Here is a 16778-nt window from a genome sequence, read left to right as displayed (position 1 = left end):
CTGACTGCCATCGAGGAGACGTCGCTTTGAGTCGTATTGCTTATGTCAACGGTTCGTTCGTTCCGCTCGAGGAGGCGCGGGTATCGGTGCTCGATCGCGGATTCCTGTTCGCCGATGGCATCTATGAGGTCTCCGCAGTGCTGGGCAGCCGCCTGATCGACAACGAGGCGCACCTGGCGCGGCTGCAGCGCTCTGTTGGTGAAATCGAATTGCCGTTGCCGGAAACGCTGGCGCGCATCAAGGAGATCCAGAAGGAGCTGATCGCGCGCAACAGTGTGATCGAGGGATTGGTCTATATCCAGGTGACGCGTGGTGCGGCCGAACGGGATTTCGTATTTCCGAAAGGCGTTAAGCCGACGCTGGTGATGTTCACCATGGTGAAGGACATCGTCAATTCGGCAGCCGCAAAGAACGGCATCGCGGTCAAGACGTTGCCGGATATCCGCTGGGCGCGGCGGGACATCAAGAGCGTTGCGCTACTGGCGCAGGTGCTCGCCAAACAGGCCGCAGCGGAAGCCGGATGCCAGGAAGCATGGATGATCGAGGATGGCGCGATCACCGAGGGGGCATCGTCGTCGGCCTTTATCCTGACCCAGGACGACGTGCTGGTGACCCGACAGAATTCCAGCGCAATCCTGCCGGGCTGCACCCGCAAGGCCGTGATGGCGCTCGCTGAGGAGCTCCAGCTCCGCATCGAGGAGCGACCTTTCACCGTCGCTGAAGCCTTGGCGTCGAAGGAAGTCTTCATCACCAGTGCATCCAGCTTCGTGCAACCGGTGGTGACTCTGGACGGTCAAACGATCGCCTCTGGCAAACCCGGTCCGGTCTCACTCCGTCTGCGCGAGATCTATGTGGAGTTCGCCCGCGCCACCGCGGACTGATGGCGCGCGTATCGGTGAATACCGGTAGATGCCGGTTCGGTTGAAAAACACGCGCTAAGCAAAGCGAGCTTTCGCTCCGATCGACGCGAAGTGAAGGCTCTCAATTCTCCTCGATCGGGGTCATGATGAAAGTTGCGGTTCTCGGCAGTGGCGTCATCGGCGTGACGTCCGCCTACTATCTTGCCAAGGCTGGCCACGAGGTCACCGTGGTGGACCGGCAGCCGGGCGCTGCGCTAGAAACCAGCTTTGGTAATGCCGGGGAGATTTCGCCGGGCTATGCGTCGCCGTGGGCCGCGCCCGACATTCCGCAGAAGGCCCTGAAGTGGCTATTCATGAAGCACGCTCCGCTGGTTCTGCGGCCGAAGCCGGATCCGGCGATGCTGGCGTGGCTGCTCCGAACGTTGCGCAACTGCACTCCAGAGCGTTATGCGGTGAACAAACGCCGCATGATGCGGCTCGCGGAATACAGTCGGGAGCGCCTGATCGCGCTGCGCGCCGATACCGGCATCCGTTATGACGAACGGCAGCAGGGAACGCTGCAGCTATTTCGCACCCAGAAGCAGGTCGACGCCGCAGCCAAGGACATCGAGGTGCTCCGTCGCGACGGTGTCCGTTTCGAAGTGCTCGATCCCGCAGGCTGCGTTGCCGCTGAACCGGCGCTTGCGCATGTGCGCGAATTGATCGCTGGCGGCCTGCGGCTTCCTGACGATGAAACCGGCGATTGCTTCAAGTTCACGACCCAGTTGGCGGAGCTTGCGACGGCCCTTGGAGTCAAATTTCGTTATGGTGTTCGTATTCAGGACATCGATCTCAGAGGCACCGCTGTTGCCGGTGTGCGGACCAGCGCCGGCGAGATCGTCGCTGACGCCTATATCGTGGCGCTTGGCAGCTTCACGCCGTTGATGGTGAAGTCGTTGGGGCTGAGCGTGCCGGTCTATCCGGTGAAGGGCTATTCGATCACCGTGCCGATCACCGATGCGGCGCGCGCGCCGGTTTCGACCATCATGGATGAAAGCTACAAGGTGGCGATCACGCGGCTGGGCGACCGGATCAGGGTCGGCGGCATGGCGGAAATTTCCGGCTTTAATGGTGATCTGCCGCTCGCGCGACGCGCCACGCTGGAACAGTCGGTCAACGATCTGTTTCCGGCAAGCGGCAATGTCGCTGCCGCCACCTTCTGGTCCGGATTGCGGCCGATGACTCCCGATGGAACACCGGTCGTGGGTCGCACACGCATCAGCAATCTGGTGCTCAACACCGGGCATGGCACGCTCGGCTGGACCATGGCCTGCGGATCCGGACGCGTCGTGGCCGATCTGATCAGCGGTAAGGAGCCGGATATCGATACGTCAGATCTTGGTCTGGCGCGTTACGCGAGACCATGAATATCGCCAACAGGCGGTGGAGCCAAAGCTGAGGGGAGCGTGAAGCGTTAGAATCTGCTGAGTTGGTCTTCAGTGACCACGCGCTCGAAATTCTCGGTCTTGCTTTTGATGCGGTACCGGGGACGGCCGTCTGCCTCGATCGGCAGGCAGGTGACGATCGTGTAGATGTTTCGGTCACCGTTCGCAGAACGACCTTGTGGCCTTTGCAATTGGTGATGGACGTCCTCGTTGATTGAAAAGGTGTGCGCCATCGTGTCCTCGTCTACTGTGCCGCTTCCAGAGCATGATCCGGAGAGGTGGGTACCGGTTTTCCGACAGGGATCATGCGCCAGCAAAGGGTGGGGCGCGACGACGATTCACCCAAACGCATCGCGCTCTCGCCGCGTGTTGTAGCGAGAGTGCAGTCACAAAGCAAATGACTTATTTTTCAATGGTTTACAGCGGGTTTTGGTGAGTTTTGCCCGCCTGACGGGATTAAGCCGGAACCGGGCGTTGGCTTTTCGCAGTCGGCCGAGGGGTGGGTCAAACCGCGAGCAGGCGGGTGCCCTCGATCGTCAGCAGGGTCAGATTGCCGGTGGCGTAGGCTCCGGTGTCGATATTGGCGCGGTTGGGCAGAATTTCGGGGGTGCGCACCGGTGTATGTCCGTGCACCACGTATTTCCCGAAATTGTCCTGACTTCGGAGAAACTCGTCGCGGATCCAGATCAGATCCGACTCCTGCTGTTCCGCGAGCGGAATGCCCGGTCGAACGCCGGCATGGGTAAAGAAGAAATCGCCGCAGGTGAATGTCAGGCGCAGGCGTTTGAGGAACGAATGATGCTGCGGTGGCATGGCGGCCATCAATTGCCGCACCAGCGCAGCCTGTTCTTCAGCGTCCGGATGAAGTGAGGGCGTCAGGCCGTAAGACATCAAGGTCTGCAGTCCTCCGATGCGGAGCCAATTGTCGAGGCGTGAGGGATCGCGAAACACCTCGGCGAGAAAGACCTCATGGTTGCCTCTCAAAAACATCGCGTTGCCGCGACGGTCGCGCTCGATCAGAAGATCGAGGGTGGCTCGACTGTCCGGCCCGCGGTCGATGTAATCACCCAGAAAAACTTCGATCGCGCGATGCGGCTTGCTGTGCGCGATGTCGGCATCGATGACCCTGAGCATCTGCGCGAGCAGATCCGAACAACCGTGAATGTCGCTGAGTGCGTAGATTCGGACGCCGTCCGGCAGCCTTGGCTTGGCCTTGGGTTCGCGTGGTCGCAGGATTGATCGCATTTAGAGTTGGATTCTCGACAGGCCGGAGCCGGAACAATGATTTCAACGGCACATCATTTCAACGGCACAATGATTTCAAGACAATGGTTCGAGAAGAACTGGTTCCCAACAAGGCATTCCAGCGCTGCTACTCTAACGAATTCGCTTTTCAACAGCGAGCAGGAGTTTTGGGCGCGAGGTGCAGCCAGCCGATGGGCATCGGCTCAAGGCTGCCGGGCCGACAGGGCCTTCATACCGCCCGTTTCGGCGGTATTCGCAGCAGTGAGCGCGGAGCTTGTTAGCGGAGCTTGGGGCTGCCCAGGAATGGCAAGCGAACGTGGCTGCCGAGCGCTGAAAAGGCCGGCCGCAGAAGCAGGGCGCAGACATAGCCGAGCTGAAGCGCGGAGGCGAACACCGCAATGGCCAGGATGGTTCGCGGCCAGGTCGCGTCCGGCATGATGGCGATCAGGATGGCCGATCCGATGAAAATGAACGGAAACAGGACGATAACCCTGAACCGCAGGCCGAGAAGCGCCCCGACCAACCCACTGCAAACTGCTAGAACGACCATCTCTCACGCCCCTGAAAACGTCGAGAGAGTGCTCCTTGAAAGATAAAAAGAGTTTAAGATCAATCCTTTACAGATTATCACCGCGATCCTTTGAAAATTGGAGATCGGGGTAACCATCATTCAGTTCGGCATCCACCTACCTTTCAGGTCGATCTCCTGCTCGGTTGTTCCCCGGGGCTGGTCAGCCGGTTGTCGTCACGCATCGGCAGCCTGAACATCCGCACAGCCGTTGTGGACTCATTGTTGCATCGTCGTATTTGCGACTCTGCTGGAGACGATTTTGTCGATCGATGTCCAGCTTCAACGCGATGTTGTCGAATTGAAACGTGAGCGCGTCGTGATGTGGAGTGCATTGACGTGCAGAACATTTTGTTTGTGGCGAGGATGTGAAATGGGGCGACTGAATCTGTGATCACTGCAGTTCGTTTGTGTTCAATGTGGGCAGCAATTGTGTCGTGCACGGATCACGATATCGATCATCGATGAGAGAGCGAATTTTGACCCCTCTCTCTCATTGATTTAATCTCTGCGTTGCGTCATGCGTCTGACGAAGCGTCGACGCTCGATCAAGAAGGTGCTCAATTCATGCGCATAGTTGTTGTTGGAACAGGTTATGTCGGGCTGGTGTCAGGCGCTTGCTTTGCGGATTTCGGACATCACGTCACCTGCGTGGACAAGGATGAAAAAAAGATCTCATCGTTGAAGCGTGGTGAGATTCCGATTTTTGAACCCGATCTCGAACGCCTGGTTCAAAGCAATGCGCAAGCAGGCCGGCTCGTCTTCACCACTGAACTTGCGAGCCATGTCAGCGAGGCCGATGCGATCTTCATCGCAGTCGGCACGCCGTCGCGCCGCGGCGATGGCCATGCCGATCTCAGCTATGTCTATGCTGCATCACGCGAAATCGCGGGAGCGGTGAAGGGCTTTACGGTGGTGATCACCAAATCGACCGTGCCCGTCGGCACCGGCGACGAGGTGGAGCGGATCTTCATGCAGGTCAATCCATCCGCGGATATCGCGGTGGCTTCGAATCCCGAGTTCCTGCGCGAAGGCGCCGCGGTTCGTGATTTCAAGCACCCGGATCGCATCGTGGTCGGGACCGATGATGAGCGTGCACGCAAGGTGATCAGCGAGATCTATCGGCCGCTCTATCTCAACCAGGCGCCGATCATGTACACGGGACGTCGCACGGCCGAGCTTATCAAATATGCAGCCAATGCCTTTTTGGCCACCAAGATCACCTTCATCAACGAAATCGCGGATCTGGCGGAGAAGGTCGGCGCCGACGTGCAGGAAATCGCACGCGGCATCGGCCTCGACAACCGCATCGGGTCGAAATTTCTGCATGCGGGCCCGGGCTTTGGCGGCTCATGCTTCCCGAAGGACACCCGCGCGTTGATCAAGACCGCGCAGGACTACGATGCGCCATTGCGAATTGTCGAGGCCGTCAACTCCGTCAACGATGCGCGCAAGCGGGCGATGGCACGCAAGGTTGCTGCTCCTTTCGGCGGCAATCTTCGCGGCAAGGTGATTGCCGTTCTCGGCTTGACGTTCAAGCCCAACACCGACGACATGCGCGAGGCGCCGTCGATCCCGCTGATCACGGCGCTGCAGGACATGGGGGCGACCGTTCGCGCGTTCGATCCCGTGGGAATGGAGCAGGCTCGCCTCGAGATGCCGGATATTCGTTATTGTGAGGATGCTTATCGGTGCGCGGAGGGGGCCGACGCGCTGGTCATCGTGACCGAATGGGAGCAATTTCGAGCGCTCGATCTCGATCGCCTGAAGCGTGAGATGGCTTGTCCGATCGTTATCGACCTTCGCAACATCTACAATTCGGACGAACTGACCAAGCGCGGCTTCCTGTATCAGAGCATCGGCCGCGCCAGCGAGCCTGTCGCGAGATAATCTTTCTTTACCGTTGCCGAAAACATGCCACCGGTCGATGCCTCGAAGCGCCGACCAGTGGTTTCTTTTCGCGAAGCTGCTTCTTTTTAGAAAATGTCGAATGCTGGAATCCGCCGCCGATGTGCGAGCGTTGAGACCTTCACTAAAAATCAATCGTTCTGAAACTTGAAAACTGATTCGTTGATTCGATGTGTGCGCGCTTCTCCAGCGCATTGCTCGTTTGGTGATCGCTTCATCGATATTTTTTTGAGCATGCGGTTTGTTTGTCGCAAACAACGCACGCGCTTGCCACAAACATGCGCAGCGAAGAGTATTTTTCATTCGCTAGCAAATTTTGTGACAGGCTCGCGAACTACATGCGCGCGTCGCAACACCGCAATGCGAAAAAGAATAATCTTTCGGTGTGCAGTGCCACATTATCGCTGCGATCACCGCATAGTTTTCCCTCGCGATCGCACAGATCGTCGACTGGGATTCCCTCACAGCAATTCTCGTTAAAGGAGCAATCTTTCGTTCGATAGATGGACGGTTGTGCATTTGGAGAGAGGCGAGAGATGTCTGCGGTCACTTACGGTTCTGAGAGTTCCTATTCGACGATAGCCAGTCGCAACGCGGCGATGCATCGTCCGTTCCAGATTTTCATCATTCTGGGCGATTTCTTTCTCATCTCGCTGAGCTATCTGATCGCAAATGCTCTGTATCAAGTCGCAACGGGCGCGGAGCGCGATATCTCTGCAGGTGCGGGGCTGATCGTTGCCACGGTGTTTATTGTTGCGGCCTATCTGCAGGATGTTTACGGCGCTCATCGGTTGCTGAATGTCACATGGCAGCTGCGCAAGGTTTCGTTCACCTGGATGCTGTCGCTCGCAATCCTGGCGGCCGCCGCATTCCTGCTGAAGTCGACAGCCGACCTGTCGCGTGGAACCATTCTGTTGTTTGCGCTCACCGGCCTGGTCGGGCTGTGCGGGCATCGCGTCATGTGGCGTTTCGGCTTTGCGTCGGCATTCGCCAGGGAGCGCTTGATCGGCCGCAAGGTGGTGCTGCTGAGTCTGAAATCGCTCGATTTCACATCGAGCCGGTTCAAGGACCTGCACAAGAACGGCTTCGATGTCGTGCGCCACTTCGTTCTCAGCGCGCCCCATGACAGCGACGCCTGGGAACAAGAGATCCGCGATGTGATTCGCCAGTCACGGGCGACGGACGTGGACGAGTTCCTGCTGGCTATCGATTGGAATGAATTGCCTATTTTGCAGAAATTGAGCCAACGCCTTCGCGTGGTTCCGCAGCCGATCCGACTTTTGCCGGATTTCCCCATCGCTGACCTCGTGTCGCGGCCGTTCTTGCCGGTTAGTGGCACCATGGCGATCGAAATTCAGCGGCCGCCGCTGAGCGTGTTCGAACGGGCTCAGAAGCGTTGCCTTGATATTGGGCTCGCGTCGATCGCCTTGCTGATGCTGGCGCCGCTGCTGGCGACGGTGTCCGTCCTGGTCAAGCTCGATTCTGTGGGGAATGTGATCTTCCGGCAATCGCGCCGCGGCTTTAATGGAAAGCCTTTTGAAATCTGGAAGTTCCGCAGCATGACGGTTGCCGAAAACGGCGCCACCGTGACCCAGGCTACCAAGGGCGATGCGCGCGTCACCAAAGTCGGCCGTTTCCTGCGCAAATCGAGCATCGATGAGCTGCCGCAACTGTGGAACGTGCTGCGCGGGGAGATGTCCCTGGTCGGTCCGCGTCCGCATGCACTGGCCCACGACAACTACTACGACCAGGTCATCGAGAAGTATGTTTATCGTCACCACATGAAACCGGGCTTGACCGGCTGGGCGCAAGTGAACGGCTTCCGCGGTGAAACCCCCACCATCGACCTGATGGAAAAGCGCGTCGAATACGACGTCTGGTACGTCAGTAACTGGAACATCTGGCTGGATCTCAAGATCATTCTCAGGACCGCGCTGTCCCTGATGTATCAGGAAGCTTACTGAGGGCGCGGAACGCGCGACGGGCTTCTGCTCACAAGCGAAGCCCTCTCGATAGGTCGCAGTTCCCTTGCTGATCTCAAGGGTAATTTAGCCAGCAGCTTTCCAAAACTCAGCCTTCCAAGATCCTGCGCTGCCAGGATCCATTCCGCCGCTCGCCGTGGCCGCGCTTGTTCCGGCCAATCACGCGGCCTGTGCCCTTCCCATGACAGCCTCTCCGCTCATCCTTCATCGATCGCGCGCCTCCGGGCTCGACAGACGCTCTCAGGGCTATCTGAGAATGGGTGGGGCTGGGGGAAGGTTGGCTGCCCCGGTGCCGGCACGAAGGGCTCGGTGCTCTGGGGGCGCAGCCCCATCTTTGCTTCAGAATAGTACAGAGCAATGCCGGTGACGTTCTCGATGGACGTCGCGCCTTATGGAGGGCGAACTGATCGGACAGCTCTTCAACACGTCAGGGATCGCGCGGACCGAGGATGATTGGTCGCGGCCACCCGAGAAGGCGGCCCGAGGAGCGGGCTCTCGTCCTCAGGTCTCGACGTAATAGCGGTTATAATGCGCGCCCTTGTAGGCTTCGATACGCTTGAGCATCTTCGGGTTTGCACGGCTGAGCACGGCACCGAGGATCTTTTTCTGGATCGCCTCGGAGCTGGAGATCGATTCCTGGACAGCGCTGCGGGTGGTTTGACCCCACTCGACCACATAGACCATCCCGTCGAGCAGGTGACTGACGGCCTTGGCATCGGTGACCGGCATGACGGGGGCGAGGTCGATGAAGATGTACTCGTAGTGTTCGCGGGCCATTGCAAGCACGTCGGCCATGGCCTTCGAGGCCATGACGTCGGCGGAATTGACCATGCGCGAGACCACGAACGACGGCAGGAAGTCGAGACCGGTTTCCTTGCTGCGCTGAACGTGCCGGGCCAGTTCCCTCGGATCGCGTAATGCGTCCAGAAGGCCAGTCTTGGCGTTCGGAGCAAGTTCCCGCGTCAGCGAACGGGTGTGCAGGTCGCCGTCGATCAGCAGAGTGCGGTGGCCAGTCAGGGCGGTCAGGTGGCTCAGATTTGCCGCGATCGTGGTCTTGCCTTCCTTCGGCAGCGACGAGACGATGCCAACGATCCGAACGTCGCGGGTTAGCCGAGTCACGTCGATCGATACCTTGATGTTGCGCAGCGTCTCGGCAAAGCGCGAGAACGGGTGGTCGATGACATAACGCGCCAGCGACACCTGCTGCTTCGCGGCTTCCTTGTCGGGCGCCATCATCAGCGCGCGCGCCTTTTGGACGCCCGAGCGGTCCGGAGCGAGATCGGGCAGGGTGCCGAGGCACTTGACGCCGAGTTCATCCTCGATGTCGGCCGGCGTTCGCAGGACGTCGTGCAGCAATTCACGGGCGAAAGCAGCGCCAACGCCGAAACAGAAGCCGCCGACGATGCCGCCGATCAGAAACAGCAGGGTTTTCGGCGAGCTCTTCTTGTCCGGTTTGGTGGCGGTGCTGATCACGCGCGATTCGCTGATCGGAAAGCTCTCCTTCTGGGTCGCCTGCTGCAGCTTGTCCAGGAACGTATTGTAAAGATTGCGATAGGTATCGGCAGCGCTTTCCAGATTGCGCAGCTTCACTTGGGCCTGACCGTTGCTGCCGGCCTGGGTCACGAGATTGTTCATGTTGCTCTCAAGCGAGTTCTCGCGGCTCTTGGCGATCTCGTACTCGCTGCGATAGGAGTCGGCGATGCGCCGGACCTCGTCCGCAATCGATTTGCGGGCCTCTTCCATGCGATTGGCGAGATTGACCGAGGCCTGATGGGTTTTGCCATACTTGGTCGACCAGTCCGCATATTGCGCGGCGAGGTCGAGATACTGAGCCCGAAGCCGCGTGATCACGGTGTTGTTGAGGGCGTCAGTGACGGTCGGCTGGGCCAGATCCTTGTCGGAGATGGCGTCGATTCGGTCGAGGCGGGCTTTGGCCTCGGCAGTCGCGGCGCGCGCTTGGATCAGCTGCGTATTGACGTCGCTGAGCTGCTGTTCGCTCATCAGGCCGCGGCTGGTGCCGACGATGTTGTTCTCGGCCTTGAAGGTCTGCACGGCACGGTCGGCTTCGGTGGCCTGATCACGCAGTTCGGCGCTGCGCTGCTGCAACCATTCACTGGCCCGTTTTGTGGATTGATATTTGGCTTCCAGTGCGCCGACAACGTAGGCATCGGTAATGGCGTTGGTGACAAGCGTGGCCTTGTCTGGATCGAGCGACTTGAAGGCCACCGAGAGGACATAGGTCGCCAGCACGCGGTCGACCTTGAGATTCTTCTGCAGCGCCTGGACCGCGGTGCGTTCGAGTCGACCGGCCGATGGCGGCCCGTCGCTGCCGATGACGTAGCTCACCATATTCATGATGAACGGCATGAGGCCAGTATTGAAGCCGATGAACTCCGGGTCCTGGGTGAGCTTGAGCTTGCGAACCACCGAGAGGATCAGGTCATCCGACGTCAGGATCTCGACCTGGCTATCGACGAAGCCGGGATCGATGAGGGTGTTCGGGATGCCGCTGTCCTTATCCACCACCTGGGTCTGGCGCGTATCCATCAGGATGCGCGAGGACGCCGTATACATCGGTGAGGCCAGCAGCAGGTAGACGACCACAAGCAGCAGCGCGCCGCCCGCGATGGAAGCGATCAACGGCCATTGCCGGCGCAGGATATCCAGAATGCGATCGACGCTCAGCACCGTGGTGCCGATCACGAGGCCCTGTTTCTGCGGTGACGGAAATTCGACTCGGGGTTGGTACATGGGTGAATTCAGTGTGTCCGATGATGATTATTGCGGCAGGGGCATGCTGGCAAAAGGATCGGCAAGTTCGGTGTTGAACTCCCCGGAAAACAGTCTGCTGCTGGTGGTGGCTTTGACCGGTGGTGCCGCAGGGCGTGTGATCTGGGGACCTGTAGATGGCGAATCGAGCTCCTCGCTTACGGAGACGTAACCAGCCAACACGGTCTTGTCGCCGAGATCGCGCACGAAATCGATGATCTTGCGCGCAGACTGCGGCTGTATGGCTGTACACAGCAACACAGCACGGCGCAGGCCCGCGCCGATCGCACGCCGATTGGCCGAAGGTGCGTCGGCAACCAGCTTGCGGACCGCAGGTAACAGCGTCGGGTCGGTCGCCAGATAGCCAGTCACTCGGGTCTCGAGTTTGTCGTTGTCATTGCGGACGGCCTGCAACAGCGAGGTCGGCTCTGTGGAAAACATCTCGCGCTCGGCCAGCGGTATGCGCTCGCTGAACGGCACGCATTGCGCGTGGCCGGCACCAGTTCCGATCGCGACGAGCAGGAATGCCGCAATCGTCGCGCGGTTCGCCAGACATTTTCGGAGCGTGACCATCGAGACGCCGTCCACCTCAAGTTGCAGGTTGTCTGTGTGGCGAAGGAAATCGGTCACGAAGCTAGTACTAGAGTATGTCAAATCTTTGTGCGGTGCAATAAAGCGGTTCCCAAGGGCATCCGAATGAAAAACAAGGGCGGTTTTGTTGTTCCCTTGCCGCGATGTTGGAGCGATGCGGATCATGGCTCGTGCCGTTACGCGCGAGACGGCTCGGTGGTGCTTGGAATCGGTCGAGGTGCATTCTGCACCCATTTTTTGAGCCGCAGTGCCGGTTTTTCAATCAGATGCCAGGAGAGAGCCGCCACGCCGTAGGTGATGACAACCGCAAGCACGAACACGGTCCACCAGTTTCGATGGTCCGGAAGAAACTGCACAATCGCCTGCTGGATCGGGAATGCGTAGAGATAGAGACCGTAGGAATAGTCCCCGCTTTGCAGGAACTTCACATGCGGAAGCTTCATCATGCCGATGTAGACCATGATGTAGACGTTCACGAGCGGCAGCACCAGAAACGTCGTCTGCGGCAGTTCGGTCAAAATGTAGGCACCCACCAGCGCGATGACGAATAACCGCGCGTTGATCACGACGACATGGCGCCAGTGGTAGGCCAAAATTCCGGTGAGAAAGTAATAAATCAGAACGCCGCCATTATAGATGCCAGTCAGCTCGTATTTGCCGGTCATCAGATTGTAGGTGGCGAGAACAATTGTGGCGCCAATCCACAACAGCGTGGTCTTCCATCGGCTGTAAGCGATGCCGGAGAACATCAGAGCGGTCATCAGCACATAGGAGAGCAGTTCCGGATGCAGGGTCCAGAGGCTGCGGTTGACGATGCCGGCGGAGGGATTGTGTTCGTACACACCTGGCAATTCGAAATGAATCCAGCCGATGATGTTGCCGAAATACTTGAGGAATCTCGTGTCGCTGACGTAGTCCCAGATCGGCAGTGTAGTCAGCAGGGGACCGAGAATCAGTGCGGACAAGGTGATCTCGACCGTCAGCGCCGGAAAGATACGAAGCGCGCGGAACGACAGGAAGACTTTCAAACTGTGTGATCGCAGGGCGCTGCCGGAAACCAGAAAGCCGCTCAAACCGAAGAAGATCGGCAGGGTGGCGGCCCAGATCGGATGTGACCATCCCGTGGCAAGAAAGCGCGATTGAGGAACGCCATAAGCGGTGTGAAACGAATGCAGCAGAATCACCAGCAGCGACAGCCCGATTCGCAGCAGGTCGAAGCCAGGACCGGCGCCGTTGTGCGCATCCATGACGTCCTTGGCGCTGGGTCCGGAAAACCAATCCTTGATCGAGTTTATAGCGGTTGCTGCAACTCGCTTCATCAAGTGACTCCTGTCTTCCTCGTCGACTGTAGGCATGGCCGCACTCTCAACTCAATCCACATTTACTGTGCGCCGTGATCACTCGATGAGCAGCATTCCGCTCCGCATACCTCACAACAGATGACGTGCACATGTCTGCAATGAGGAGAATTTGCGGGAATTGAAAGCGTGTCCGTTTGAAGGATCTGTCTGTTTGAGCGGCTTGTATTGCTCGACTTGAAGGCAAAGTTAGCTCAGCGTGTAGGCAGCATGGTGGCAATATCGCGATTGATTGAGTTCGATCGTTGACACACATCCGCCACGCGAAAGTCCCACGTTGAAAAACCCGCGTGAACCGATATAGAAAATTTTGCGGCAAAGGTTGGGTTCTTCGTCTTGTCCACATCGATCAATTCCATATCGATCCATCGTCACAAAGCTCACTATCTGCCGCTCGACAGCGTTCGCGGACTGGCGGCGTCGTGCGTCGTGGTTCATCATTTCGTCATCTCGGCCGCATTCGTTGCAATCTTTCCAAACAAGGCCTGGATTGACGTTGCTTTCTTTCATAACGCCTGGCTTTTCGTTGATCTCTTTTTCGTCCTGAGCGGCATCGTCATTTCGCTGAACTACACGCGATCCGATTTCGGAGCGTTTTCATTCCGCGATTTTGTGGTGCGCCGGCTGGCGCGAATCTATCCGCTTCACGTTGTCACATTGGCCGCAGCGCTGATGTTCCGGCTGCTGAAGCTGGGTGTGGTCGCATTCGGTCTCCTGCAGGTCATGCCGGCCGAGATGCAGGTCAACAATGTCTATTCCTTTTTCGTCAACGTCTTTCTGCTTCATGCGCTCGGCTTCGTTGACTATCTCAGCTGGAATGCGCCGAGCTGGAGCATCAGTGCGGAATTCTACACCTACCTGATCTTCGGCGTCGTGCTGGTGTTTGCGCAGTGGCGCCGGAACGTTCGCATCGTCTACGTGTTGTCGGCGCTGTTGATGCTGGCGAGTGCCTTGATCATGGTCTTTGTGATGCGCCGGACCAGCATCGATTTCCACTATGCTTTCGGAATTGTCCGCTGTGTCTTCAGCTTCTTCCTGGGCGTGCTGACTGTCCGCATCGTCGCTTCGCTGCCGGAGCAGGTGAGTCCGGCCATCCAGACGATTGTTCAGTTTGGCAGCGTTGCCGCGGCGATCGTGGTGATGAGCCTGGTTGCGATGATGCCTCAGATCAGCTTTGTCGCTCCGTTCATTTTTGCCGCGCTGCTCGGTTCGCTCATGGCATTCCCCAATCGTGTGCTGCCGAACATTCTGTCCATCCGGCCGCTGGTCTGGCTCGGCAAGCGGTCGTACTCGATCTACATGGTGCATTCGCTGGTGCTCATGCTGTTCGAGTATTTCGTGCGCGCCGTTGGGACCAAGAAACTCCAGGGGATTGATGGCCTCGCGCCGGGATTGGCGGGGACAGGATTGCTGCTGGTTTTCCTCGCGGCGGTGTTCGTGGTGTCCAACCTGACCTATCTGCATGTCGAGATTCCCGGTTCGAAAGCTGTCCTGAGGTTCTTCAATCGCGCGCCGGCGGAGAAGCTCGCATCCGCTCACGGAGGGGCGATCAGCCAATGACGGCTGTTATTCACGCCAGTCCAATCGGCTCCGATTTTGTCGGGGCGCAGCCGCGCGAGCCCGGCCTATCGATATTCTCGCTGTGGAATCTCGAAGCCTTCGCGCTGTTCCTGTATTTCTATCGCGACGCCTTCGCCGGCGCGCTGCGTTACTATTTCAGCATCACCAAGCTGGACGGGCTGTGGTTCATCCCAGATCTGCTGGCGATGGTCTGCATCCTCGCGTTTGTGCAGCGTTATGTCATCCAAGGCAAAAGCCTGATTGCAATCCTCACCATCCTGTACATGGCATTCGCGCTCTATATCGGTTACATTTTCCTCGGCCGCGTAGCGGGAATGGCGTCGTCGCTCAAGATGATCGCGCCGGTGTTCGTCGGATTCTGCTTCTGCGCGCGCGATACGGGTTCCTACAAGAAGCTGCTCGCATCAATTCATATCATTTTCTATGTCACGATCCTGGGCATCATCGCTTCAGCGCACATGCGTTTGCCATGGGTTGGTTTTGCCTATGAATCGTTCGGCGCCACCCGGGAAGCGGGGAAGCTATGGTGGACCGACGCCAATCCGCGGCTGGCCGGCTTTGCCGCCGACAGCACCATGGCCGCGTTCTTTGTTTTCATCACGTTCGTGCTGACCTCGATTCGTCGCAGCCTCGGCTGGTGCCTGTTCTGGGCGCCGCTCGGCATCTATGCGATCAAGCTGACGACCAGCAAAACCACCATCGGATTGATCGCGATCTATCTGGTGTGCCTGATCATCATCCGGCTGCTGCCGGAGCGTCACAAATTTCCCATGCTGCGTCGCATGGCTTGCCTTTCGTTCCTGACCATCCTGATTCCGATCATCCTGATGATCCTGTTCTCGGGTATCGATCTGCACAGATCGTATCCGGCGCTCTACAGCATGCAGGATCGCATCAACAACAGCTGGCAGCTGCCGTTCGTCTATATGGGCCAGCTGATGCCATTGGGATACCTGACGGGCTGTGGCCTCGGCTGTTTCAACTATCCGCAGCAGCTGTTTTCCAACAGCGTGAGTTATTACGTTCCGGTCGATAATTTCTACATCGGCACGTATCTGATGTTTGGGCCCATCTTCGTCGCGTTCATGGTGTGCGTAGTCTATGCTGTGGCGAAGACGACCGACATCTACAAATTGACCGCCGCCGTGGTGATGAATTTGTTCGCGGTGACGGTGCTTGCCTATGGCCCTGCTAGTGGTTTGCTGATGCTGGGCTTTGCGTTCAGCGAGGTGTTTCGCGGCAAGCTCGCCGACGACTCGGCCGGGAGCAGTACCGCGCTGGTCCCGAGCGATGCCGTCACGCTGGCGCCGCGGCCGGCGTGAGCGGGCGTTCGCCCCCGTTGCTGGACGCGAGCAGCCAAGCGGCGATGCTCCTTATACGTGAATCATTTGTTCGGCTGTTGCCGTTGTGCTGTTGGAGGCGTGCGTGTCCATGACCAGTCATCAGGGGTTTGTGCCGGCGGTGCAGGGCCTGCGTGGGCTTGCCGCCATGAGCGTGCTGGTGGTCCACCTCTATGACATGCCGCTTCTTGCCGGCTTTCTGCCCGGCCTCCCGTCCTGGTTCCACGGCACCATCAATATGGGAGGGCGTGGGGTCGAGCTGTTCTTCATGATCAGCGGTTTCCTGATCCCGGCCAGTCTGGTTCGCCACGCCTCGGTGTCGAAGTTCTTCTATGATCGGGCGTTGCGTATTCTGCCGGTGTTTGTGGTCCTGCATCTGGTCCTGTTCACCGTCGGCCCGCTGGTCGGCTACAAGTTCTTCAAGGACATCACCATCCTGTCCTACATCGAGGTGTTCCTCGCCAACCTGTTCTTTGTGCCTGATATGTTCGGTCTTCCGGCCGGTCAGCAGAACGCCTGGACACTGACTTATGAGTGGGCCTTCTACATCTGGTTTGCCGCCACCTTCGTTGTTATCGCTCAACTGCGGAAATGGATGCTGGGGGCTCTGCTGCTGGTAGTGGGGCTGATCGCTGTTTTCACCTGGCCGATTGCGGCCTATTTCGCCGTGGGCATGCTGTTCAGCGGCATCAGTTTCCGCATTCGGCTCGGCGGCTGGGGAGGAGTGCTCGCTGGCGTGGTCTGCGGGATCGCGATGTATGCCTGTCTTGAATACATCCATCCATTCGTTGGCCTGATACCGGGTTTTCTGCTGTTCGCAATGGTGCTCGCGCCGGAGTCCGGCGTGGCGAGGGCGTTGAGCGCGCCTGTGCTGCAATACCTCGGTAAGATCAGCTACAGCCTGTATCTTGTGCATCCTTTCGCCCTTTTCCCCCTGCAGGTGATGGGCGTGAAGTTCGCAGCGCGAGGAATGGACCTCTGGTTGCTGTGGGGGGCCTTCGCTGTGCTCGGACTTGCCGCAGCACTCTTCGCCGGTGCCGTGAGTTACGAGCTGATCGAGGTGCGGCTGCGGCGCCTGCTGGACAATACCTTCCGGCATGCGTTTTTCCGACCGATCGGCGGGGTGGGGCATCACGCCTGATTTTCATCAGA

13 protein-coding genes are annotated in these 16778 nt (G+C 58.5%); 7 read left to right on the top strand and 6 right to left on the bottom strand.

Translation table 11 applies throughout. From position 1 onward, the window contains the following. The first annotated feature begins 26 nt into the window (after window positions 1–26). Together RS897_RS37245 and RS897_RS37240 are read left to right on the top strand one after the other, a co-directional pair. The gene (locus RS897_RS37245; protein ID WP_315833650.1) at window positions 27–881 is read left to right on the top strand and encodes a D-amino-acid transaminase; all 855 of its coding nucleotides are present in this window, start codon (window positions 27–29) and stop codon (window positions 879–881) included. Window positions 882–1006: 125 nt separating this feature from the next. Beyond that, window positions 1007–2266, top strand: coding sequence for a D-amino acid dehydrogenase (locus RS897_RS37240; protein ID WP_315838868.1), 1260 nt, complete (start codon window positions 1007–1009; stop codon window positions 2264–2266). A 47-nt stretch (window positions 2267–2313) separates the two neighbouring features. Here RS897_RS37240 and RS897_RS37235 read toward each other — a convergent pair whose 3' ends face one another. From RS897_RS37235 to RS897_RS37225, 3 genes are all read right to left on the bottom strand, one after another. Next, window positions 2314–2517: a hypothetical protein gene (locus RS897_RS37235; RefSeq protein WP_315833649.1), complete on the bottom strand. Its 204-nt coding sequence runs from the start codon at window positions 2515–2517 to the stop codon at window positions 2314–2316. A gap of 271 nt (window positions 2518–2788) precedes the next feature. Beyond that, window positions 2789–3529, bottom strand: coding sequence for a metallophosphoesterase (locus RS897_RS37230; protein WP_315833648.1), 741 nt, complete (start codon window positions 3527–3529; stop codon window positions 2789–2791). 277 nt (window positions 3530–3806) lie between these two features. After that, the gene (locus RS897_RS37225) at window positions 3807–4079 is read right to left on the bottom strand and encodes a hypothetical protein (RefSeq protein ID WP_315833647.1); all 273 of its coding nucleotides are present in this window, start codon (window positions 4077–4079) and stop codon (window positions 3807–3809) included. A gap of 585 nt (window positions 4080–4664) precedes the next feature. On the opposite strand from RS897_RS37225, the gene RS897_RS37220 reads away from it, so the two are divergent. Next, window positions 4665–5987, top strand: coding sequence for a UDP-glucose dehydrogenase family protein (locus tag RS897_RS37220; RefSeq protein ID WP_315833646.1), 1323 nt, complete (start codon window positions 4665–4667; stop codon window positions 5985–5987). Between the two features lie 521 nt (window positions 5988–6508). Next, window positions 6509–7969 (top strand): undecaprenyl-phosphate glucose phosphotransferase, encoded by a 1461-nt coding sequence (locus RS897_RS37215; protein WP_315833645.1) that lies wholly within the window; start codon window positions 6509–6511, stop codon window positions 7967–7969. Window positions 7970–8488: 519 nt separating this feature from the next. Here RS897_RS37215 and RS897_RS37210 read toward each other — a convergent pair. From RS897_RS37210 to RS897_RS37200, 3 genes are read right to left on the bottom strand one after another with little or no spacing between them, the layout of a single operon-like run. Next, complete coding sequence (locus RS897_RS37210) at window positions 8489–10738, bottom strand: GNVR domain-containing protein (protein WP_315833644.1); 2250 nt, start codon at window positions 10736–10738, stop codon at window positions 8489–8491. A 27-nt stretch (window positions 10739–10765) separates the two neighbouring features. Then, window positions 10766–11512, bottom strand: a complete 747-nt coding sequence (locus tag RS897_RS37205) for a hypothetical protein (RefSeq protein ID WP_315833643.1) — start codon at window positions 11510–11512, stop codon at window positions 10766–10768. Window positions 11513–11523: 11 nt separating this feature from the next. Then, window positions 11524–12666, bottom strand: coding sequence for an acyltransferase family protein (locus RS897_RS37200; protein WP_315833642.1), 1143 nt, complete (start codon window positions 12664–12666; stop codon window positions 11524–11526). A 375-nt stretch (window positions 12667–13041) separates the two neighbouring features. Between RS897_RS37200 and RS897_RS37195 the strand changes: the two genes are divergently transcribed. From RS897_RS37195 to RS897_RS37185, 3 genes are all read left to right on the top strand, one after another. Then, window positions 13042–14265, top strand: a complete 1224-nt coding sequence (locus RS897_RS37195; RefSeq protein ID WP_315833641.1) for an acyltransferase family protein — start codon at window positions 13042–13044, stop codon at window positions 14263–14265. Next, window positions 14262–15608 carry a hypothetical protein gene (locus RS897_RS37190; RefSeq protein WP_315833640.1) on the top strand — a complete coding sequence of 449 codons (1347 nt, stop codon included), beginning with the start codon at window positions 14262–14264 and terminating at the stop codon, window positions 15606–15608. Before RS897_RS37195 ends, RS897_RS37190 begins: the two co-directional genes overlap by 4 nt. 109 nt (window positions 15609–15717) lie before the next feature. Further along, window positions 15718–16767 carry an acyltransferase family protein gene (locus RS897_RS37185; protein WP_315833639.1) on the top strand — a complete coding sequence of 350 codons (1050 nt, stop codon included), beginning with the start codon at window positions 15718–15720 and terminating at the stop codon, window positions 16765–16767. Window positions 16768–16778 lie beyond the last annotated feature (11 nt).

The sequence above is a fragment of the Bradyrhizobium prioriisuperbiae genome (assembly GCF_032397745.1).
GTDB classification, from domain to species: domain Bacteria; phylum Pseudomonadota; class Alphaproteobacteria; order Rhizobiales; family Xanthobacteraceae; genus Bradyrhizobium_A; species Bradyrhizobium_A prioriisuperbiae.
The sequence above is the reverse complement of the archived record's forward strand: the minus strand, read 5'-3'. Positions and strand labels throughout refer to the sequence as shown.